17 protein-coding genes and 1 pseudogene are annotated in these 19,730 nt (G+C 67.4%); 16 read left to right on the top strand and 2 right to left on the bottom strand.

The genetic code is table 11. The features are described 5' to 3' along the window. Positions 1 to 3: 3 nt before the first annotated feature. From mraY to LRS08_RS02265, 14 genes and pseudogenes are all read left to right on the top strand, one after another. Positions 4 to 1,074 (top strand): phospho-N-acetylmuramoyl-pentapeptide-transferase, encoded by a 1,071-nt coding sequence (gene mraY, locus LRS08_RS02330; protein WP_257845075.1) that lies wholly within the window; start codon positions 4 to 6, stop codon positions 1,072 to 1,074. Next, the gene (gene murD, locus LRS08_RS02325) at positions 1,071 to 2,408 is read left to right on the top strand and encodes a UDP-N-acetylmuramoyl-L-alanine--D-glutamate ligase (RefSeq protein ID WP_257845076.1); all 1,338 of its coding nucleotides are present in this window, start codon (positions 1,071 to 1,073) and stop codon (positions 2,406 to 2,408) included. The genes mraY and murD overlap by 4 nt, the downstream gene beginning before the upstream one ends. Continuing rightward, the gene (locus tag LRS08_RS02320) at positions 2,405 to 3,634 is read left to right on the top strand and encodes an FtsW/RodA/SpoVE family cell cycle protein (protein WP_260481280.1); all 1,230 of its coding nucleotides are present in this window, start codon (positions 2,405 to 2,407) and stop codon (positions 3,632 to 3,634) included. Before murD ends, LRS08_RS02320 begins: the two co-directional genes overlap by 4 nt. Next, positions 3,631 to 4,793: pseudogene (gene murG / locus LRS08_RS02315) on the top strand (undecaprenyldiphospho-muramoylpentapeptide beta-N-acetylglucosaminyltransferase). The gene LRS08_RS02320 and the pseudogene murG overlap by 4 nt, the downstream one beginning before the upstream one ends. Then, positions 4,790 to 6,220 carry a UDP-N-acetylmuramate--L-alanine ligase gene (gene murC / locus LRS08_RS02310; protein WP_257845077.1) on the top strand — a complete coding sequence of 477 codons (1,431 nt, stop codon included), beginning with the start codon at positions 4,790 to 4,792 and terminating at the stop codon, positions 6,218 to 6,220. The pseudogene murG and the gene murC overlap by 4 nt, the downstream one beginning before the upstream one ends. Continuing rightward, a complete protein-coding gene (locus tag LRS08_RS02305) occupies positions 6,217 to 6,411 on the top strand; it encodes a hypothetical protein (protein WP_257845078.1) in 195 nt (64 codons plus the stop codon). Before murC ends, LRS08_RS02305 begins: the two co-directional genes overlap by 4 nt. After that, complete coding sequence (murB, locus tag LRS08_RS02300) at positions 6,408 to 7,319, top strand: UDP-N-acetylmuramate dehydrogenase (RefSeq protein WP_257845079.1); 912 nt, start codon at positions 6,408 to 6,410, stop codon at positions 7,317 to 7,319. The genes LRS08_RS02305 and murB overlap by 4 nt, the downstream gene beginning before the upstream one ends. Beyond that, positions 7,316 to 7,816 carry a DUF4262 domain-containing protein gene (locus LRS08_RS02295; RefSeq protein WP_257845080.1) on the top strand — a complete coding sequence of 167 codons (501 nt, stop codon included), beginning with the start codon at positions 7,316 to 7,318 and terminating at the stop codon, positions 7,814 to 7,816. Before murB ends, LRS08_RS02295 begins: the two co-directional genes overlap by 4 nt. Beyond that, positions 7,813 to 8,751 (top strand): D-alanine--D-alanine ligase, encoded by a 939-nt coding sequence (locus LRS08_RS02290; protein WP_260481279.1) that lies wholly within the window; start codon positions 7,813 to 7,815, stop codon positions 8,749 to 8,751. Before LRS08_RS02295 ends, LRS08_RS02290 begins: the two co-directional genes overlap by 4 nt. Continuing rightward, positions 8,748 to 9,659, top strand: a complete 912-nt coding sequence (locus LRS08_RS02285; RefSeq protein ID WP_257845081.1) for a cell division protein FtsQ/DivIB — start codon at positions 8,748 to 8,750, stop codon at positions 9,657 to 9,659. The genes LRS08_RS02290 and LRS08_RS02285 overlap by 4 nt, the downstream gene beginning before the upstream one ends. 3 nt (positions 9,660 to 9,662) lie before the next feature. Then, positions 9,663 to 10,925, top strand: a complete 1,263-nt coding sequence (gene ftsA, locus LRS08_RS02280; RefSeq protein WP_257845082.1) for a cell division protein FtsA — start codon at positions 9,663 to 9,665, stop codon at positions 10,923 to 10,925. Positions 10,926 to 11,040: 115 nt separating this feature from the next. Further along, entirely contained in the window at positions 11,041 to 12,522 is a 1,482-nt protein-coding gene (ftsZ, locus tag LRS08_RS02275; RefSeq protein ID WP_257845083.1) for a cell division protein FtsZ, read from the top strand. A gap of 131 nt (positions 12,523 to 12,653) precedes the next feature. Next, positions 12,654 to 14,504 (top strand): SPOR domain-containing protein, encoded by a 1,851-nt coding sequence (locus LRS08_RS02270; RefSeq protein ID WP_260481278.1) that lies wholly within the window; start codon positions 12,654 to 12,656, stop codon positions 14,502 to 14,504. A gap of 40 nt (positions 14,505 to 14,544) precedes the next feature. Further along, a complete protein-coding gene (locus LRS08_RS02265; protein ID WP_257845086.1) occupies positions 14,545 to 15,708 on the top strand; it encodes a deoxyguanosinetriphosphate triphosphohydrolase in 1,164 nt (387 codons plus the stop codon). A gap of 43 nt (positions 15,709 to 15,751) precedes the next feature. Here LRS08_RS02265 and LRS08_RS02260 read toward each other — a convergent pair whose 3' ends face one another. Then, positions 15,752 to 16,027, bottom strand: coding sequence for a hypothetical protein (locus LRS08_RS02260; RefSeq protein WP_257845087.1), 276 nt, complete (start codon positions 16,025 to 16,027; stop codon positions 15,752 to 15,754). A gap of 231 nt (positions 16,028 to 16,258) precedes the next feature. On the opposite strand from LRS08_RS02260, the gene LRS08_RS02255 reads away from it, so the two are divergent. Both LRS08_RS02255 and LRS08_RS02250 read left to right on the top strand, forming a co-directional pair. Next, on the top strand, positions 16,259 to 17,692 hold the full coding sequence (locus LRS08_RS02255) for a DUF1800 family protein (protein ID WP_257845088.1): 1,434 nt from the start codon (positions 16,259 to 16,261) through the stop codon (positions 17,690 to 17,692). A 4-nt stretch (positions 17,693 to 17,696) separates the two neighbouring features. Further along, positions 17,697 to 18,851: a DUF1501 domain-containing protein gene (locus LRS08_RS02250; protein ID WP_257845089.1), complete on the top strand. Its 1,155-nt coding sequence runs from the start codon at positions 17,697 to 17,699 to the stop codon at positions 18,849 to 18,851. A 4-nt stretch (positions 18,852 to 18,855) separates the two neighbouring features. Here LRS08_RS02250 and LRS08_RS02245 read toward each other — a convergent pair whose 3' ends face one another. Next, positions 18,856 to 19,665: a class I SAM-dependent methyltransferase gene (locus tag LRS08_RS02245; protein WP_257845090.1), complete on the bottom strand. Its 810-nt coding sequence runs from the start codon at positions 19,663 to 19,665 to the stop codon at positions 18,856 to 18,858. Between the last annotated feature and the right edge of the window lie 65 nt (positions 19,666 to 19,730).

Genomic DNA, 19,730 nt, shown 5'->3' with positions numbered 1-19,730 from the left:
CCGATGCTGTACGAGATCGCCGAATGGCTGGGTTTTCCGGGACTGCTGAACCTGTTCCGGTACCTGTCGTTCCGCACCGGCGCGTCGGTCGCCACCGCGCTGCTGATCGGCCTGATCATCGGGCCGCGCTTCATCGGTTGGCTGCGTGTCCGTCAGGGCAAGGGACAGCCGATCCGCGCCGACGGGCCGCAGAGCCACCTGGCCAAGCGCGGCACGCCGACGATGGGCGGGCTGATGATCCTGACCAGCCTGACGCTGTCGCTGTTCCTGTGGATGGACCTCAGCAATCCGTACATCTGGGCGTGCATCTTCGTGACGCTCGGGTTCGGGATGATCGGGTTCCTCGACGACTATGACAAGGTGCGCAAAGCAAGCACCGCGGGCGTGTCGGGACGCGTCCGGTTGCTGGGCGAATTCGCGATTGCGGGCGTCGCGGCCTGGGTCATCACGCTGCAGAACGGGACGATGCTGTACGTGCCGTTCTTCAGCCAGTTCAGCGTCGATCTGGGCTATTTCTACATCGTATTCGCCGCGTTCACGATCGTGGCGTTCGGCAATGCCGTCAATCTGACCGATGGGCTGGACGGGCTGGCGACGATGCCGGTGATCATTGCGAGCAGCGCGTTCCTGCTGATCGCATATCTTGTCGGCAACAAGATCTATGCGACCTATCTGGGCATTCCGCATGTGCCGGGGGCCGGCGACCTTGCCATCTTCTGCGGCGCGATCATCGGGGCGGGGCTTGCCTTCCTGTGGTTCAACGCGCCGCCGGCAGCGGTGTTCATGGGTGACACTGGGTCGCTGGCGCTGGGTGGTGCGCTGGGCGCGATTGCGGTGACCACGCATCACGAGCTGGTGCTGGGGATCATCGGCGGGCTGTTCGTGGTCGAGGCGCTGAGCGTCATCATCCAGGTCTTCTGGTACAAGCGCACCGGGCGCCGCGTGTTCAAGATGGCGCCGATCCACCATCATTTCGAGCAGCTCGGCTGGAGCGAGCCGACGGTCGTGATCCGTTTCTGGATCATCGCCTTCGTGCTGGCGCTCGCGGGGCTGGCGACGCTGAAGCTGCGGTGATCGTTTCCGCGGCCTGGCGCGGGAAACGCTTTGCGGTACTCGGGCTGGCGCGGTCGGGGGCGGCGAGCGTGCGCGCGCTGGTCGCGGGCGGGGCGAGCGTACTCGGTTGGGATGACAATGAAGCTGCGCAACAGAGCGTTTGGGAGCAGCTCAAGGTCGACCGGGAGGAGCTGGGCACCGAGCCGGGTTTCACGACGAAGGATTGGGTCAGTTTCCCTGTCGATCTGAAGGGCTTCGAAGCTGTCGTAGTTTCGCCCGGCGTGCCGTTGAATCGACATCCCGTGGCCGCCAAGGCGCGCGAGTCCGGCGTTCCGATCATCGGCGATATCGAACTGTTCGCACAGGCGCGGGGCGAGCTCCCGGCGCACAAGGTGGTCGGGATTACCGGGACCAATGGCAAGTCGACCACCACCGCGCTGATCCACCATATTATCGAGAGCGCGGGCGTTCCGGCGCGGCTGGGCGGGAATATCGGGCTGCCCATTCTCGGGCAGGAGCCGTTGCCGGAGGGGGGCGTCTATGTGCTCGAGCTGTCGAGCTATCAGATCGACCTGACCCAGAGCCTTGATTGCGACGTGGCGGTGTTGCTCAACATCACGCCGGATCATCTCGATCGTTATGACGGGTTCGATGCCTATGCCGCGTCGAAGGCGCGGTTGTTCGAGATGCAGTCCAAGGGCCATGCCGCGATCATCGGGATTGGCGATGAGGCGTCGCAGGCGGTGGCCAAGCAGGTCGCGCGCTCGGGCCGGGCCGAGGACCTGACCAGGATCGCGCCGGGCGTGTGTATGGATCAGTCGCGCTGGCCGTCGCTCCAGGGACCGCACAACGCCCAGAACGCGCTGTGCGCGATCGCGGTATGCCAGGCGCTGGGCGTCGCGCAGGCGCAGATCGATATGGCGCTGGAGACCTTTACCGGCCTGCCGCACCGGATGCAGCGGGTGGGGGTGCGCAACGGCGTGCTGTTCGTCAACGACAGCAAGGCGACCAACGCGGAATCGGCCGCGCCCGCGCTCGCGGCCTATCCGCGCATCCACTGGATAGTGGGCGGCAGGGCCAAGAGCGCCGATCTCGATGCTTGCCGACCGGGTTTCCCCCATATTGTCCGCGCCTATGCTATCGGCGAAGCGACGGAGATGTTTGCGCAAATCCTGAAGGACGTCATGCCGGTCGAGCGATCGGGCACGCTGGCGGAGGCGGTACGCGCTGCGGCGGCGAATGCGGTGGAGGGTGAGGTGGTGTTGCTGTCGCCTGCCTGTGCGTCGTTCGACCAGTTTCGCGACTATGAGGATCGCGGCGACCAGTTCCGCGCCGCGGTGAGGGCATTGGCATGAGCGACGTCATCCGCGCGACGACCAAGCGCAAGCCGCTGCGCGAACGGTTCGAGGATCAGTTGAGCCGGGGGAGCAAGACCCCGCTGGGCCTGTGGTTCTGGGAAATCGACCGCATCCTGTTGCTGCTCGCCTTCCTGCTGATCGGCATCGGGCTGGTCGCGGTGGCGGCGGCGTCGCCGGCGTCGGCGGAGCGCTATTCGGACGCGAGCAAGCAGTTCGCGGCGATGCACTATTTCTGGCGGCAGACGGTGTGGATCTGTCTGTCGATCCCTGTGCTGTTGATCGTGTCGATGTTGCCGGTCGGATTTGCGCGGCGCGGGGCTATTCTGGGCACCGCGATATGCGTGGTGCTGGTCGGCATTGCCGCATTTTTCGGTTCGGAGATCAACGGCGCGCGGCGCTGGATCGGGTTCGGCTTTGCTTCGTTTCAGCCGTCGGAATTCCTGAAGCCGCTCTACATCGTCACCACTGCCTGGCTGTTGTCGATGCGCGCCAAAGACCCGAGCCTGCCGGTGATCCCGGTGACGGGGGTGCTAACCGCAGTGATCGCGGCGTTGCTGATGAAGCAGCCCGATTTCGGCCAGACGGTGATTTTCGGCGCGGTGTGGGTGATTCTGCTGATGCTGTCGGGCATTTCGACCCGCGCGATCGGCGTGCTGGGCGGGGGCGTCGTGGCGGGGGTGGTCGCGGCCTATCTGTTCTACGACACCGCACGCACGCGCATCGACAGCTTCCTGTTCCCCGATCCCGAAAAGGCGGCGGCGGAGCATTACCAGACCGACATGGCGCACGCGGTGCTGACCGGGGGCGGGGCGACCGGCACCGGGCCGGGCGGCGGGACGGTCAAATTCAAGCTGCCCGAGGCGCATACCGATTACATCTTCTCCGTCGTGGGCGAGGAGTTCGGATTGATCGCGTGCATCATCATCGCGCTGATCTACCTCGCCATCGTCGTTCGGGTGCTGATCAAGCTGCTGGACGAGGAGGATGGGTTCCGCCTGCTCGCCTCCGCCGGGCTCGCGGCCCAATTCGGGATTCAGGCGGTGATCAACATGGCCGTGAACACCGGCCTTGCGCCCTCCAAGGGAATGACCTTGCCCTTCATTTCCTATGGCGGATCGTCGATGGTGGCGCTGTCGATCGGGATGGGACTGTTGCTCGCTTTCACGCGACGAAACCCCTATCTCAAGCGCTCAAACTACACGGTGCGGGGTAACAGCAAATGACATCGGGACGGCATTACGTCCTCGCCGCCGGGGGCACCGGTGGACATATGGTTCCCGCCGCTGCACTTGCGGCGGAATTGATGCGGCGTGGTCACAAGGTCGCGCTGCTTTCCGACGAGCGGGGCGTGCGATTCCCGGACCTGTTCGAGGGGATCGAGACGCAGATCGTCCCGGCGTCGCGCTTTGCCGGCGGGCCGCTGGGGTGGTTGCGCGCATTGCGCACCATGGCGAAGGGCCGGGCGCAGGCGCGCAAGCTGTATCGCCAGTTCCGTCCGGCGGCGGTGGTCGCGTTCGGTGGCTATGCGTCGATGCCCGCGCTGTCGGCGGCGTTCGCGATGAAGGTGCCGACCGTCATTCACGAGCAGAATGCCGTGCTGGGCCGGGTCAATCGGCTGGTCGCGGGCAAGGTGGGGGCGATCGCCACCAGCTATGCCGAGGTCGCGCGGCTGAAGCCGGCCTATGCCAAAAGGTCCATCTGACCGGCAATCCGGTGCGCGAGACGGTTCTGGAGCTGCGGTTGCGGCCCTATCCGCCGCTGGAGGAGGATGGCATTTTCCGCGTGCTGGTCACCGGGGGAAGCCAGGGCGCGTCGGTGCTGAGCCAGGTGGTGCCCGACGGCCTTGCGCTGCTGCCGGTCCACTTCCGCCGCCGGATGCAGGTGACGCATCAGGCGCGGGTCGAGGATATCGACGAGGTGCGCCGCAAATATGCCGAGCATGGCATTCCGGCAGAGATCGCGACCTATCTGCCCGACCTGCCCGAGCGGCTCGCCTGGGCGCATATCGTGATCGCGCGTGCGGGGGCGTCGACGATATCGGAGCTGACCGCAGCGGGGCGTCCGGCGATCCTCGTGCCGCTGCCGACCGCGACCGACGATCACCAGACCGCGAACGCGCGCGAGATCAGCGCCGCAGGTGGCGCGCGGACAATTCCGCAGCGGGCGTTCACCGCGCAGGAGCTGGCGAAGCAGATCCAGAAACTGGGGCTGGACCCCGAGGGGCTGGCGCACGCCGCGGCGTGCGCACGCAGCGTCGGTCGCCCCGATGCAGTCCGCGACCTGGCGGACCTTGTGGAATCGATCGACGCCGACTGGGCGTCGGCAGGAATGGGACATGCCGAGCCGGTGAAGATCGCGCAGGGCGGGGAGGCGTTTGCGTGAAGGGTGTCGCCAAGGATATCGGCACGATCCATTTCGTCGGCATCGGCGGGATCGGCATGTCGGGCATTGCCGAGGTGATGCACAATCTGGGCTATAAGGTGCAGGGCAGCGACAGTGCCGAGGGCTATGTCGTCGAGGGGCTGCGCAAGCGTGGCATTGCGATCACCATCGGGCAGAGCGCCGACAATCTGGGCGATGCGGCGGTGGTGGTGACCTCGACCGCGATCAAGCGCGACAATCCGGAAGTGCAGGCCGCCTATGCCGCGCGCATCCCGGTGGTGCGGCGCGCGGAGATGCTGGCCGAGCTGATGCGATTGAAGTCCACCGTCGCGGTGGCGGGGACGCATGGCAAGACGACGACGACGAGCATGATCGCGGCGCTGCTGGATGCGGGCGGGATCGACCCGACCGTGATCAATGGGGGCATCATCAACCAGTACGGCTCCAACGCGCGGCTGGGCGACAGCGAGTGGATGGTGGTCGAGGCCGACGAGAGCGACGGCAGCTTCCTGCGGCTCGACGGCACGATCGCGGTCGTGACCAATATCGATCCCGAGCATCTCGACCACTATGGCAGCTTCGAGCGGGCCAAGGATGCCTATGTCGAGTTCGTCGAGAATGTGCCCTTCTACGGCGCGGCGTTGCTGTGCCTCGACCATCCCGAGGTGCAGGCGATCATTCCGCGTGTGCGCGACCGGCGGATCGTGACCTATGGCTTTGCGGCGTCGGCGGATGTGCGCGGGGTCAATGTGACGCCGCATGCCGGGGGCAACAAGTTCGAGGCGATCATTCGCAGCCGCGACGGCACGACGCGGTCGATCGAGGGGATCGACCTGCCGATGCCGGGCCGCCACAACGTCCAGAACGCGCTCGCCGCGATAGGCGTGGCGCTGGAAATGGGCATCGACGACGCGACGATCCAGAACGGCTTTGCCAAGTTCGGCGGGGTGAAGCGGCGCTTCACCAAGGTCGGCGAGATCGGGTTCGAGGGCAAGCTGCCGGCGATCGTGATCGACGATTATGGCCACCACCCGGTCGAAATCCGCGCGGTGCTGTCGGCGGCGCGGGAGAGCGCGCAGGGGCGGGTGATCGCGGTGGTGCAGCCGCATCGTTACTCGCGGCTCGGCAACCTGATGGATGACTTTGCGCAGGCGTTCAACGACGCCGACATGGTGCTGGTGACCCCGGTCTATGCCGCGGGCGAGGCGCCGGTCGAGGGGGTGAGCGGCGCGGCGCTGGTCGAGCGGACGCTGGCGCGCGGGCACCGGCTGGCGGAAAGCGTGGCCGATGCCGATGCGCTCGCGGCGCGGATCGCCGAGGTCGCGCAGCCGGGCGATCTGATCGTGTGCCTGGGCGCTGGCGACATCACCAAATGGGCCGCGGGCCTCGCCGAAGCGGTCGACGCCAAGCGGAGCGTGGCGGCATGAGCGACTGGTTCACCCTCGCGACCGATATGCAGCGCGAAATCCTGCGCGCGCAGAAGGCGCAGATGGACGCGGCGCAGACGATGCTCGACGCGGGCAAGAAGGTGGCCGCGTTGCAGGAGACCGGGGCGAAGGCGGCCGAGGCGAATATGAAGTTCTGGAAGCAATGGGCCGGGCTGTGGGGGGTGAAGTGAGCGCAGCGCTTCTCCCCAAAGTGCGGGGGAAGCTGACCCCCGAAGCGCCGCTGGCCCCTCTGGTCTGGTTCAAGAGCGGCGGGACGGCGGAGTGGCTGTTCGAGCCGGCGGGTGTCGCGGATTTGTGCGACTTCCTGCGCGATCTCGATCCGGCGGTGCCTGTGATGGCGCTGGGGCTGGGGTCGAACCTGATCGTGCGCGATGGCGGGGTGCCGGGCGTGGTGGTGCGGCTGGGCAAGGCGTTTGCCAAGGTTCAGGCCGAGGGTCAGACGCTGACCTGTGGTGGCGGGGCGAGCGGGATTCTGGTGTCCTCAACCGCGCGCGATGCGGGGATTGCGGGCGTCGAGTTTCTGCGGTCTATCCCCGGCACCGTCGGCGGCTTCGTGCGGATGAATGGCGGCGCTTACGGGCGCGAGACCAAGGACGTGCTGGTCGATTGCGAAGTCGTGCTGCGGTCGGGCGAGCGAGTGACGCTGCCGGTCGCGGCGTTGGGTTACACCTATCGTCACTCCGAACTGCCCGAGGGGGCGATCGTGGTGAGCGCGACCTTTCGTGGTGAGCCGGGCGAGCCGGCGGCGATCCAGGCCGAGATGGACCGCATCGCCGCCGCGCGTGAGGCGTCGCAGCCGCTGCGGAGCAAGACAGGTGGGTCGACCTTCAAGAATCCCGAGGGCGACAAGGCGTGGCGGTTGGTCGATGCGGCGGGCTGTCGTGGCCTCACGCGCGGTGGGGCGCAGGTGAGTGAGAAGCATACCAATTTCCTGATCAACACCGGTGATGCGACCAGCGCGGATATCGAAGGGCTGGGGGATGACGTCCGCGCGCGGGTGAAGGCGGCGAGCGGGGTTGACCTTGAGTGGGAGATTCAGCGTGTCGGCGTGGCGGCCCGGAGAGGGGTGCCCCAATGAAGGCGCAATTTCACGGGACCATGAACGCGTTCGAGCAGCAGATTGTTGAGAACGTTGATCGCCATGGTTGTCACATCAACTGGGTGTTCGATGCCGAAGTGCCTGAGCCGCCCTTCGCCTATTCGATCGGCTTCACTAAGACGCTCGGTGTCCCGGAAGTCATTCTTTTTGGACTCCCGCAGGAAACGTGCGGACCGGCGATCAATGCGCTGCTGCAGATGTGCGCGGCGGGCATGAAATTGGAAGAGGGGCAGATCATTCCCGAATTCTTCGGTGAATATGATTGCACCGTCCGCATGGTCCACGAAAGCTGGCTGACCGAGGAGTATTTCGCCTCGGCGCTCTGGTATCATCGGACTCAGATGGGCCAAGCTCTGAGGCATGTTGCGATGATCGTGTGGCCCGACGAGCATCACCGCTTTCCATGGGATGGTGGTTGCGCCGATTGGGTCCGCACAGACCAACCCGCTTTATACAAATCAAAGGTTTCGTTGTGACCATTACCCCCCTCCACGTCGCAGTCCTGATGGGCGGCTGGTCGGCCGAGCGGCCGGTGTCGCTGATGTCGGGTGCGGGGATTGCTGAGGCGCTGGAGTCGCTTGGCCATCGCGTCACGCGGATCGATATGGATCGCGACGTTGCTGCCAAGCTCGCCGAAGCGAAGCCCGATGTCGTGTTCAACGCGCTGCACGGGACGCCGGGCGAGGACGGGACGGTGCAGGGGATGCTCGACCTGATGGGGCTGCGCTATACCCACTCCGGCATGGTCACGTCGGTGATTGCGATCGACAAGGTGCTGACCAAGCAGGCTTTGGTGCCGCATGGCATTCCGATGCCGGGCGGGCAGATCGTGTCGACCGCGTCGCTCTATGAAGCCGATCCGATGCCGCGGCCTTATGTGCTCAAACCCGTCAATGAGGGGTCGTCGGTCGGCGTGGCGATCGTCACCGCCGAGGGGAATTACGGCAACCCGATCAGCGCCGAGGCCAAGGGGCCGTGGCAGGAGTTTGACGAACTACTCGCCGAGCCGTTCATTCGTGGGCGCGAGCTGACCACGGCGGTGCTGGGCGACAAGGCTTTGCTGGTGACCGAGCTGAAGCCCAAGAGCGGCTTTTACGACTTCGACGCGAAGTACACCGACGGGATGACCGACCATGTCTGTCCGGCGGAAATCCCCGAGGAGATTGCCGAGGCGTGCAAGCAGATCGCGCTCGACGCGCATCGCCTGCTCGGCTGCAAGGGCGCGTCGCGGTCGGACTTCCGCTGGGACGACGAACAGGGGCTGGGCGGGCTGTATCTGCTGGAGGTCAACACCCAGCCGGGGATGACCCCGCTGAGCCTGGTGCCCGAACAGGCCAAGGCGATGGGGATGAGCTATCCGCAGCTGGTGCAGGCGATCGTAGACGAAGCGCTTCGCGAGGAGGCGGGATGAGCCGCAAGCCGACGCCCAAGCGCCCCACGGTCAAGCCCAAGCGCCGCGCGCAAGCGAAGCGCAAGCAGCCGCATCTGCTCGACCGGATGGTCGCGGCGCTGCCGGTGAGCGAGGCGACGCTGCACCGGATCATCGCGTGGAGCATCACCGGCATCGCGGTCGCGTCGCTGATCGGCGTGGCGACGCTGTTCGGCGTGCCCGGCGCGGTCGGCACCGCGCTTGCCGAAGGCGTGGGACAGGCGGGGTTTCGCGTACAGCAGGTCGAGGTGACCGGGATCAAGCGCGCCGACAAGATGACGGTGTACAATTACGCGCTGGACGAGAAGAGCCGCGCGATGCCGCTGGTCGATCTGGACGAGGTACGCGGGCGGCTGATGACGATCGGCTGGGTCGCCGATGCGCGCGTGTCGCGCCGGCTGCCCGATACGCTGGTGGTCGATATCGTCGAGCGCAAGGCGGCGGCGGTGTGGCAGCATCAGGGGCAGTTGATGCTGATCGATGCCGAGGGCGTATTGCTGGAGCCGGTATCGGCAGACGCGATGCCGGATCTGCCGCTGGTCATTGGCGACGGGGCCTATGCGCAGCAGCCGGCGTATCAAAAGCTGCTTGCTGCCGCGCCGGCGCTCAAGCCGCTGGTCAAGGCGGCGACCTGGATTGGCAATCGCCGCTGGGATCTGTCGTTCAACACCGGCGAGCGGCTCGCGTTGCCCGAGGGCGAGGAGGAAGCGGCGAAGGCTTTGGTCAAGTTCGCCGAGCTGGACGGGGCGGATCGACTGCTGGGACGCGGATACCTCCGCTTCGACCTGCGCGATCCGACGCGGCTGGTAGTGCGGATGCCGGGGCAGGTGGTCCGCAAAGAGATTGAATCGGCGGCAGAAACTGCCAGTGTGAATGTGCAGGGGGAATAAGACATGGCCAAGACCGCGCCCGAGGGACTGATTACCGCACTCGATATCGGGTCGTCCAAGGTGTCCGCGCTGATCGCGCAAAAGGGCGATGGCGGCGAGCTCGTCGTGCTCGGCACCGGCCAGCGCGAGAGCCGCGGCGTGCAGCGCGGCTATATCGCCGACATGGCGGCCACCGAGGTCGCGGTGCGCGAGGCAGTCGAACAGGCCGAGCGGATCGCCGGCACCAATATCGAGGATGTCTGGGTCAGCTTCTCCGCCGGGGGGCTGGAGTCCAGCATCCTGCGGCTCGAAGTCGATCTGGGCGGGCATCGCGTCGAACAGTCGGACATTGACGACCTGCTGCGCGCGGGGCGTGAGGCGATCAACCCGGGCGGGCGGATGGTGCTGCACGCGCAGCCGACGCGCTACACGCTGGACGGGCTGGCGGGCGTCAAGCAGCCGCGCGGTCTGCATGCCGAGCGGCTGGGGGTCGATATCCATGTCGTGTCGACCGAGGGGGCACCTGTCCGCAACCTCGACCTGTGCGTCCGCTCGGCGCATCTGGAAGTGCGATCGATCATCGCCGCGCCGGTCGCGACGGGACTTGCCTGTCTGTCCGAGGAGGAGCGCGAGCTGGGCGTGGCGCTGGTCGAGATCGGTGCGGGGGTGACCAATGTCTCGGTCTACAAGGACGGTGTGCTGACCGGCCTGTCGTCGATCCAGCAGGGATCGGCGGACATCACCGACGACATCGCCAGCGCGTTCGGGACGCGGCGCGGACAGGCCGAACGGATGAAATGCTTCTATGGCAGCGCGAACATGACGCCGCGCGACAATCACGACATGATCGACATCGCACCCGCCAGCCTTGAGGAAGAGGGCGAGGGCGCGCGCATCACGCGGGCGCAGCTGATCGCGGTGATCCGCCTGCGGCTCGACCGTCTGATGGCCGAGATTACCAAGGAGCTCGTGCGCCTCAATTTCGAGGAACCGGTGGGGCGGCAGATCGTGCTGACCGGCGGCGGTGCCGAGTTGAAGGGCGTGGCCGATTATGCGCAGCAGGCGCTGGGCCGGTCGGTCCGGGTTGGACGCCCGCGCGGCCTGACCGCTCTGCCCGAGGCACATGCCGGGCCGGCCTTTGCGACGCTGGCAGGGCTGGCGTCGTTCGCTGCCGCCGACCCGGTGGATCTGCGCACGTTGGAGCCGTCGCGCGGCCAATTGGTCGTGCGGAGCAATCCAAAGGCGATGTTGTCGCGGATGATGGCAGCGTTTCGAGCCAATTATTGACATTTCCTGTGGGCGAGCGGCGGATATCGCTGGAACGGCCCACATTCATGGTGCAGAAACAGGGTTACAAACAGGTGTCGCTTCTGGGGTGCGCACCTGAGGAGATACAAAGAAGATGAGCATCGATTTCCTTCCGCCCGACCTGGATGAGCTGACGCCGCGCATCACGGTGATCGGCGTAGGCGGCGCGGGCGGCAACGCCATCGCGAACATGATCCGCGCCGAAGTGCAGGGGGTCGAGTTCCTCGTCGCCAACACCGACGCACAGGCGCTGAAGCAGTCGAGCGCGACGCATCGCATCCAGCTGGGCGCGAAGATCACCCAGGGCCTGGGCGCGGGCAGTCGGCCCGAGATCGGTCGTGCCGCGGCGGAAGAGACGATCGAGCATGTGCAGGAGGCGCTGAAGGGCGCGCATATGTGCTTCATCGCGGCCGGCATGGGCGGCGGCACCGGCACCGGTGCCGCCCCGGTGATCGCCAAGGCTGCGCGCGACATGGGCATCCTGACCGTCGGCGTGGTGACCAAGCCGTTCGCGTTCGAGGGCAAGAAGCGCGCGAATTCGGCGGAAGCGGGCATCGAGGAACTGCAGAAGTTCGTCGATACGCTGATCGTCATTCCAAACCAGAACCTGTTCCTGGTCGCCAATGCCAACACGACGTTCAAGGAAGCGTTCGAGATGGCGGACGAGGTGCTGCAGCAGGGCGTGCGCGGCATCACCGACCTGATGGTCATGCCGGGCCTGATCAACCTCGACTTTGCCGACGTTCGCGCGGTGATGAGCGAGATGGGCAAGGCGATGATGGGCACCGGCGAGGCGAGCGGCGACAGCCGCGCGATCGAGGCGGCGCAGCAGGCGATTGCCAACCCGCTGCTCGACGGCGTGTCGCTCGACGGCGCGAAGGGCGTGATCGTGTCGATCACCGGTGGCGAGGACATGCGCCTGCTCGAGGTCGACGAGGCCGCGAACCATATCCGCGAGCTGGTCGACGACAATGCCAACATCATATGGGGTTCGGCGTTCAACCCCGAGCTGGAGGGCAAGATCCGCGTGTCGGTCGTCGCCACCGGCATAGAGGCGGACGCATCGGCCAAGCCGGCGGCCCCGGCAGCGCCGGAGACCAGCCGCAGCTTCTCGTTCGGCACGGTGCGTCGCCCGATGGGCGCGGCCGCCCCCGCTGTCGAAGAGCCTGTCGCCGCTGCACCGGAGCCGGAGCCCGAGCCCGTTGCCGAAGCGCCTGTGCCGGTGTCATTCGACGATACCGCGCCAGTCGCAGCGGATGAGGACGAACTGACGCTGGAAGCGCCCGATGCGCTGCCCGTGGAGGAATCGGACGAACTGGTGCTCGACTCCGACGCGGTGGTGCCCGAGGAGCCCGTCGAAGCGGCGCCGCGCGAGCCGACGATCCGTCGGCGCTGGCTGACCGGCGGCGACGAGGAAGAGGCCGCAGCGCCTGCGCCGGCCCCGGCCGAAGCGCCCAAGAAGGGCGGCGGCACGCTGTTCGAGCGGATGGCCGCGGCGCGCAACGGTTCGAAGGATGATGACGACAAGGATCCGCTGGACATCCCGCGCTTCCTAAACCGTCAGAACAACCAGTAGTCCGGCCGGGCTCCGCATGGTCGCCATGCGGAGCCCCCGGCATTCTGTCGCGGTTGCGCGTCGGCCCGTCGCCACCCGCCCATGACGACAGCAAGCATTCAGCCCCGGATGGTGTAGGCGGTCGGACCAGCATGACACGCGAAGCCAAACCTTTCCGAATCCCGCTGCTCCTGAGCGCCGCGCTCGCCGCGCTGGCACCTGTGACGGTGCCACACGCGACCGCGCAGGAAGTCGTGCCGCCGCCGACGCCCAATGCCGATCGGCTGGCCGAGCAGATGCGCATCCTTGCCACCGATCCGCGCAACATTCCCGCCCTGCTCGCGGCGGGCGAGCTGAGCGCGCGGCTCAATGATCCGTCGGCGGCGGCCGGCTTTTTCGCCCGCGCGCAGGCGCTGGCTCCCGGTAATCCGCGCGTCGCGGCGGGGCAGGCGATGGTGATGGTGCGATCCGAGCGGCCCGGCGAGGCGCTGCGGCTGTTTGCGCTGGCCGAGCGCGGCGGGGTCGCGATGGAGCCCTATGCCTCCGATCGCGGCCTGGCCTATGACTTGATCGGCGCGCAGGCGCATGCCCAGCGCGAGCATCGGATTGCGATGGCACGCGACGGCGATGACGAGACCGCGCGCCGCTTCGCCTATTCGCTGGGGATCAGCGGGCGGACCGATGAGGCGATGAAGATCCTCGACCCGCTGCTCCGCCGCAGCGACCGCGCGGCGTGGCGCGCGCGCGCCTTCATCCTGGCGATGAACGGCGATGCAGCGGGTGCGGACAGGATTGCTGCGACGATGATGGGCGGGGTGGGCACTGCGCTCGCCCCATTCTTCCGCCGCTTGCCGACGCTGGCTGCGGCGGACAAGGCGTTCGCGGTGCATTTCGGCGAGCTGCGGCGGACCCCGTCGCGGGTTGCCGACGCGGCGAATGCACCGCCCTTGCCATTCATTGCACCCGAACGTGTGGCGTCCGCGCCGCCTCCGCCTGCGGTACCTGCAGCGACTCCGGCTGCACGGCCCGAGCGGCGGCTGAGCGCTCGCGAGCGGCGGGCACAAGAAGCGGCTGCGGCGAAGCAGGCAGCGGCAGATGCCGAAGCGAAGCGGCTGGCCGATGCGCGGGCTGCGCAGGAGGCGGAGACGCGGCGACAGGCCGAGGCAGCCAGGCTGGCCGAGCAGCAGCGGCTGGAGATGGAGCGCGTTGCGGCGGCACAGCGTCAGGCGGAGGCCGCGCGCCTCGCGGAGGCCGAGCGCGCCGCGCAGGCACAGCGCGAGGCCGACGCCCGCGTCGCGCAGGAACGCGCCGCGCGTGAGGCCGAGGCGCGCCGCGCTGCGGAAGCGGCGACGGCGTCGGCTGCGCAGCCCGCTGCCCCGCCCCCCATTGCAGTAGCGCGTGCGCCTGAGGTTGCGCCTGAGCCCGAACCCGCCCCGACGACTCCATCCGAACCCGCCTCGCGTCCCGCCGCGCCGCGTGTCGGAGCCGAGGACAATGTGATCGCGCGGATCATGGCCGGGATCGTCATTCCTGCGTCCGAGCTGGAAGTCGCGCCCTTGCCCGGTCGCGAGCCGACCCCCGCGCCAGCACCCGCACCTGCCCCGGAAGTGGCGCAGCTCAAATCTGAATCGGTCGCCAAGCCGCCCGCCAAGCCAGCCGCGAAGCCTGCGACCGCCAAAACGGACCCCAAGGCAAAACCCAAGCCCAAGGTCGATCCCGCCAAGGCCGAGCCTGTGCGCCATTGGGTGCAGGTCGCAGGCGGGGCGGATGTCAAGGCGCTCCCAAAGGCGTGGAAGGCGGCGGTGGCCGATGCGCCTGCTGAATTCCGGGGCAAGCAGGCATGGACTACGCCGCTGCGCTTCACCAACCGGTTGCTGGCAGGGCCGTTCAAGACACCGGCAGCGGCGCAGGACTTCGTTAACGCGATCCGCAAAAAGGGTGTCGAGGCCTTTGCCTGGACCAGCGAGGCGGGTCAGAAGATCGAGAAGCTTCCGGTAAATTGATCTATGCGAGCGGCATGTCGATTCGCCTGACGTTCGCCGCATGACCCTCGCCCGCTATGCCAGCGACCCGGCCCACAGCCGGGGACGGCTGCACGATGAGGGGCAGGGGACCGCGCGCGGGCCGCGCGATGCGTTTCAGCGTGACCGCGACCGCATCGTCCATTCGATCAGCTTTCGCCGCCTGCGCCACAAGACTCAGGTGTTCATGGCCCCGGATGGCGACCATTTCCGCGTGCGGCTGACGCACAGCCTGGAGGTGGCGCAGATCGGGCGGACGGTGGCGCGGACGCTGGGGCTGAACGAGGATCTGACCGAGGCGCTGTGCCTGGCGCACGATATCGGCCATCCGCCGTTCGGCCATGCCGGGGAGCGGGCGCTGGAAGAGGCGCTGAACGGACAGGGCGGGTTCGACCATAATGGCAATACGCTGCGCGCGTTGATGGTGGTCGATTGCCCCTATCCGGGGTGGGACGGGCTGAACCTGAGCTGGGAGACGCTGGAGGGGCTGGCCAAACACAACGGGCCGGTGGCGGAGCCGGGCTGGGCACTGGCGGCGGCGGATGCGGCGTTTCCGCTGGAACTGGGTCAGCATAGCTCGCTGGAGGCGCAGGTTGCGGCGATCGCCGACGACATCGCCTATGACAATCACGATATCGACGACGGGTTGCGCGCGGGGCTGCTGACGCTCGATCAGCTGCTGGCGGTGCCGCTGGTCGCACGCGGATGGGACGCAGTGCGCGCGCGTTTTCCCGATGCGTCGGAGAAGCGGCTGCTGCGCGAGCTTGTGCGTGCGCAGATCGGGACGATGGTCAATGACCTGCTCGACGAGACGCGGCGGCGGGTCGCAGAGGCGCGGGTCGGGACGGCGCAGGATGTGCGCGATGCCGGGCGGGCGCTGTGTGGCTTTTCCGACGCGATGCGCGAGGAGGAGCGGGCGCTCAAGCGCTTCCTGTACGCCAACCTCTATCACCATCCGCACCAGCTGGCGGCGGCGGAGATGGCGCATGGCGTGATCGCGGGGCTGTATGCGGCCTATGCGGCGGACCCGGCGCTGATGCCCGAGGCGTGGCGCGCGACTTTGCCCGAAGGCGAGCCGTGGCGGAGCCGGCATATCGCCGATTTCATCGCAGGGATGACCGATCGGTACGCGATTTCGCGGTACCGCGAGGTGGTCGGGCCGATCGAACTGCCCGAGGGCTTCTAATTCATCGTCACCCCGGCCTCCGAGCCGGGGTGACGAAGTAGGCTTAGCGCGACGCGGTCTGGACGGTCGGCGCGAGCGGCTTGGCGATGCGGAACGACACCGGGGTGCCGCCGACGCGGCCGGTGACCTGCTTGCCGCGGACGGTCAGCGTGTAGCTCGATCCGCCGGGGAATGCCTTGCCCTCAAGCACGGTGACGTCGCCGTCGCGCTTGCTGGTATAGGTGTAGGTGACGCCGTCACGCTTGAAGGTGCGCTCGCCCGCGAAGGCGGCGACCGGCAGGCTGAGGAGGACGGCGGCGCTGATGAAGGTCTTGATCACGATCTTTCTCCCTTGAGACACAGAAGGGCCAGATCGGCATCCAATATTGTTCTGTTCTTGCCCCCGAAGATATGCTGCGACGCAACAATGCCAAGCGCGAAGGATGCAAGCGCGATTGCGCGGGACGCATCGGGGACGAAATGAGCGACTTGTGCGATAAATTGCGTGGCTGGCACAGATTTGCGACAATGCGGGCGTAGCGATCGATGGTCGCTTTTCGGGATGTTGCCCATGTCGGACACGAGCATTGCCCTTAACCGGTTCGGACTAGGCGGGAGGGCGGATGCGTCCGTACCCGCCGATCCGCGCCGCGGTCTGATCGACCAGATGGCGCGGTACGATGCGCGGCCCGGCGCGGTTGCGGCACTGCCCGCGACGGCGCACGTCGCCGCGCAGCTCGCCGATTACATGGAGCAGCAGCAAGCGGCGCGGCGTGAGATGCGCAAAGGCGACGAGCCGGAAGGCGCTCCCGGCGACGATGCCGTTCAGCGCGCACGCCAATTTGCCCGACAACAGGCCCGAGAGAATTATGTCGCTTTCGCGGGGGCGAGGGCTCAGGTCGCGGTGGCGAGCGACACCCCGCTTGTAGAGCGGCTGGTGCATTTCTGGTCGAACCATTTTGCAGTGTCGGCGGATAAGGTGACGATGATCGGCCTGGCCGGGGCGTTCGAGTTCGACGCGATCCGCCCGCATGTGCTGGGCAAGTTCCGCGACATGCTGCACGCGGTCGAGCGGCATCCGGCGATGTTGCTCTATCTCGATCAGGCGCAATCGGTCGGGCCGGGGAGCATCGCGGGGCAGCTGGCCGCGCGGCGCGGCGGGCCACAGCGGGTGGGCCTCAACGAAAATCTCGCGCGCGAGATATTGGAGCTGCACACGCTGGGCGTGCGGACGGGCTATAGCCAGGTCGATGTAATCGAGTTCGCCCGCGCGATGACCGGGTGGAGCGTCGCGGGAATTACGCGCGGGCCGGCGGCGCGCTTTGCGGGGCTGGAGGGGAAGTCGGGCAGTTTCGTGTTCGCCGAGCGCATCCATGAGCCCGGGACGCGGACGATATTGGGCAAACGTTACGACCAGCAGGGCGAGCGCCAGGCATCGGCGGTGCTCGATGATCTGGCGGTGCATCCGGCGACGGCGAAGCATATCGCGGCCAAATTGGCGCGGCATTTTGCGGGGGACGAGCCGCCGGCTTCGCTGGTCGGCAAGCTGGAAACGGCGTTCCTGAAAACCGGCGGCGATCTGCCAAGCGTTTATCGCGTGCTGATCGAATCGCCAGAGGCGTGGGTCGCGCAACCGGTCAAGTTCCGCACGCCCTGGGAATGGTCGATCGCCGCGATGCGGGCGCTGGGTACACGCGAAATCCCGGGCGAGGCGGTGCTGGGGCTGATGAACCAGCTCGGCCAGCCGGTATGGCGACCGGGTTCGCCCGCCGGGTTCGACGATATCGCGGCGAGCTGGGCCGGGCCGGACGCGGTGATGCGCCGGGTGGAGGCAGCGGAGCGGATGGCGGCGCGGACGCGCGACACGATCGACGCGCGGGCGCGGATGGCGACGCTGTTCCCCGGCGCGCTGAGTGCGACCACGCAGCAGGCTATCGCGCGCGCCGAAAGCGCCTCACAAGGCGTCGCGCTGATGCTCGTCGCCCCCGAATTCATGCGGAGATAAGGCCATGATCAACCGCCGCAATCTTGTCCTCACCGGCGCAGCGGGCGCGCTGTCGCTCGGCTTCGCGCCACGCCTTGCCTTCGCACAGGCGGCGAGCGACCGCCGGTTCGTGTTCATCATCCAGCGGGGCGCGGCGGACGGGCTCGGCACGCTCGCCCCGGTCGGCGACCCGGCCTTTGCCACGCAGCGCGGGGCGTTGGCGCAAGATTTCGCCGATGCGGCAAAGCTGGATGCGATGTTCGCGCTGCACCCGAACCTGAAAAACGTTGCGGAGATGTACGCCGCGAAGGAGGCGCTGTTCGTCCATGCGGTCGCGTCGCCCTATCGCGACCGGTCGCATTTCGATGCGCAGAACGTGCTCGAGACCGGCGGCGCGGCGGCGTATCAGCTCAAGGACGGGTGGATGAACCGGCTGCTCGGCGTGCTGCCCGCCGACGAGCGCAAAGGTATCGCCATCGCCGCGACGATCCCCGTGGCGCTGCGCGGCAGGGTAGAGGTCGCGTCCTATGCGCCGTCGGTGCTGCCCGATGCGTCGGATGACCTGCTGAATCGTGTCGCGATGCTCTATGCCGAGGATCCGCAGTTGCATGCGATCTGGAAACAGGCGACCGCGACCCGCGCGCTGACCGGCGATCTGGCGGCCAATAACGGGCGCAACGCGGCGGCGACCGGCGCGCTCGCGGCGCGGCTGCTGGCGGCGGACAATGGCGCGCGGATCGCGATGATCGAGACGGGCGGGTGGGACACGCATGCGCAACAGCGTGGGCGACTGGGCGTGCAGCTGAACGGGCTGGATCAGATGATCGCCGCGCTCAAGACGGGCCTCGGGCCGCACTGGGCCAAGACGATGGTGCTGGTGGCGACCGAGTTCGGACGGACGGTCAAGGTCAACGGAACGCAGGGGACCGACCACGGCACCGCGTCGGTCGCCTGGCTGCTGGGCGGTGCGGTGCAGGGCGGGCGCGTGGTCGCCGACTGGCCGGGGCTGGGCGACTCGGCGCTGTATGAGGGCCGCGATCTGCGTCCGACCATGGGACTGGACGCGGTGATCGGCAGCGCGGCGGCGTCGCATTTCGGCGTCGATCCGGCGCGCGCGATGCCGGCGCTGTTCCCGGGGCAGAAGAGCGCGCGGGCGATGGACGGGCTGGTGCGGGTCTGACCGCTCAGCCCGGCTTTCGCGCGATGCCGATCAGCGCGGTGGAGTAGATGCCCTCCGGCGGGAGATCGGCGGCGAGGCTGGCTGCTTCCTCGGCGAAGGCGGTGCGCTGATTTTCGTTGAGCATCCGCCACACCGGCGACCAGCCATAAGCGAGCTTGGCGTTGTCGCGGAACCAGTCGACCGGTGGGGCGGGCCAGGCGAACTCGATGCCCTGGACGCGCTGCGGTGACAGCCCAGCCTCGATGAAGGCGCCTTCGAGCAATTCGGGTGAATTGAACAGCCGGTCCATCGGCAGCGGGACCGGCTGGTCCGGAAACATCCGCTGCGCAGCCCTGGCAAAAAGCTGTGCGGGGCCTGCGCCGCCGGCATTCTCCCATACTGCGACGACCGCCGCGCCGCCCGGGCGCAGCACGCGCGCCATTTCGGCAAAACCGGCAACGGGATCGGGGAACATGAACACGCCGAAGATCGAGAAGGCGGCGTCGAAGCTGTCGGAGGGGAAGGCGAGATTCTGGCCGTCCATCACCAGTGCGCGCTCGCCCGGTGCGATCGCGGCGGCGCGCTGGCTGGCAATCTCGACCATGCCCGGCGAGAAGTCGATGCCCACCGCATCCGCACCGTCGCGCAATGCCGAGACCAGCAGCGCGCCCGCACCGGTGGCGACATCGAGCACGCGTGCGCCGCTCGGAAGCGCGGCGAGGTCCCATGCCGCTTGCGCATAGCGACCGGTCATCCGGTCGGCTTCAGCAGCATAGTTGGCGGAAATCGAATCCCAATGTCCGGGATCGTGAATGGCCGGGGGCTTTGAAGACATGCCTCCTTTAATGATACATTATCTCATTAGTCAACGCACTTGCATGCCGGTCGATTTCCCCGCAC

It is taken from the genome of Sphingomonas sp. J315 (assembly GCF_024666595.1).
Classification (GTDB): Bacteria; Pseudomonadota; Alphaproteobacteria; order Sphingomonadales; family Sphingomonadaceae; genus Sphingomonas.
The sequence above is the reverse complement of the archived record's forward strand: the minus strand, read 5'-3'. Positions and strand labels throughout refer to the sequence as shown.

What these genes read in the sequence shown, in the direction of transcription:
- mraY (WP_257845075.1), top strand. Translation starts at nt 4, where the DNA reads ATGCTGTACGAGATCGCCGAATGGCTGGGTTTTCCGGGACTGCTGAAC.
- LRS08_RS02320 (WP_260481280.1), top strand. Translation starts at nt 2,405, where the DNA reads ATGAGCGACGTCATCCGCGCGACGACCAAGCGCAAGCCGCTGCGCGAA.
- LRS08_RS02305 (WP_257845078.1), top strand. Translation starts at nt 6,217, where the DNA reads ATGAGCGACTGGTTCACCCTCGCGACCGATATGCAGCGCGAAATCCTG.
- LRS08_RS02295 (WP_257845080.1), top strand. Translation starts at nt 7,316, where the DNA reads ATGAAGGCGCAATTTCACGGGACCATGAACGCGTTCGAGCAGCAGATT.
- LRS08_RS02285 (WP_257845081.1), top strand. Translation starts at nt 8,748, where the DNA reads ATGAGCCGCAAGCCGACGCCCAAGCGCCCCACGGTCAAGCCCAAGCGC.
- ftsA (WP_257845082.1), top strand. Translation starts at nt 9,663, where the DNA reads ATGGCCAAGACCGCGCCCGAGGGACTGATTACCGCACTCGATATCGGG.
- ftsZ (WP_257845083.1), top strand. Translation starts at nt 11,041, where the DNA reads ATGAGCATCGATTTCCTTCCGCCCGACCTGGATGAGCTGACGCCGCGC.
- LRS08_RS02270 (WP_260481278.1), top strand. Translation starts at nt 12,654, where the DNA reads ATGACACGCGAAGCCAAACCTTTCCGAATCCCGCTGCTCCTGAGCGCC.
- LRS08_RS02265 (WP_257845086.1), top strand. Translation starts at nt 14,545, where the DNA reads ATGACCCTCGCCCGCTATGCCAGCGACCCGGCCCACAGCCGGGGACGG.
- LRS08_RS02255 (WP_257845088.1), top strand. Translation starts at nt 16,259, where the DNA reads ATGTCGGACACGAGCATTGCCCTTAACCGGTTCGGACTAGGCGGGAGG.
- LRS08_RS02250 (WP_257845089.1), top strand. Translation starts at nt 17,697, where the DNA reads ATGATCAACCGCCGCAATCTTGTCCTCACCGGCGCAGCGGGCGCGCTG.
- LRS08_RS02245 (WP_257845090.1), bottom strand. Translation starts at nt 19,665, where the DNA reads ATGTCTTCAAAGCCCCCGGCCATTCACGATCCCGGACATTGGGATTCG.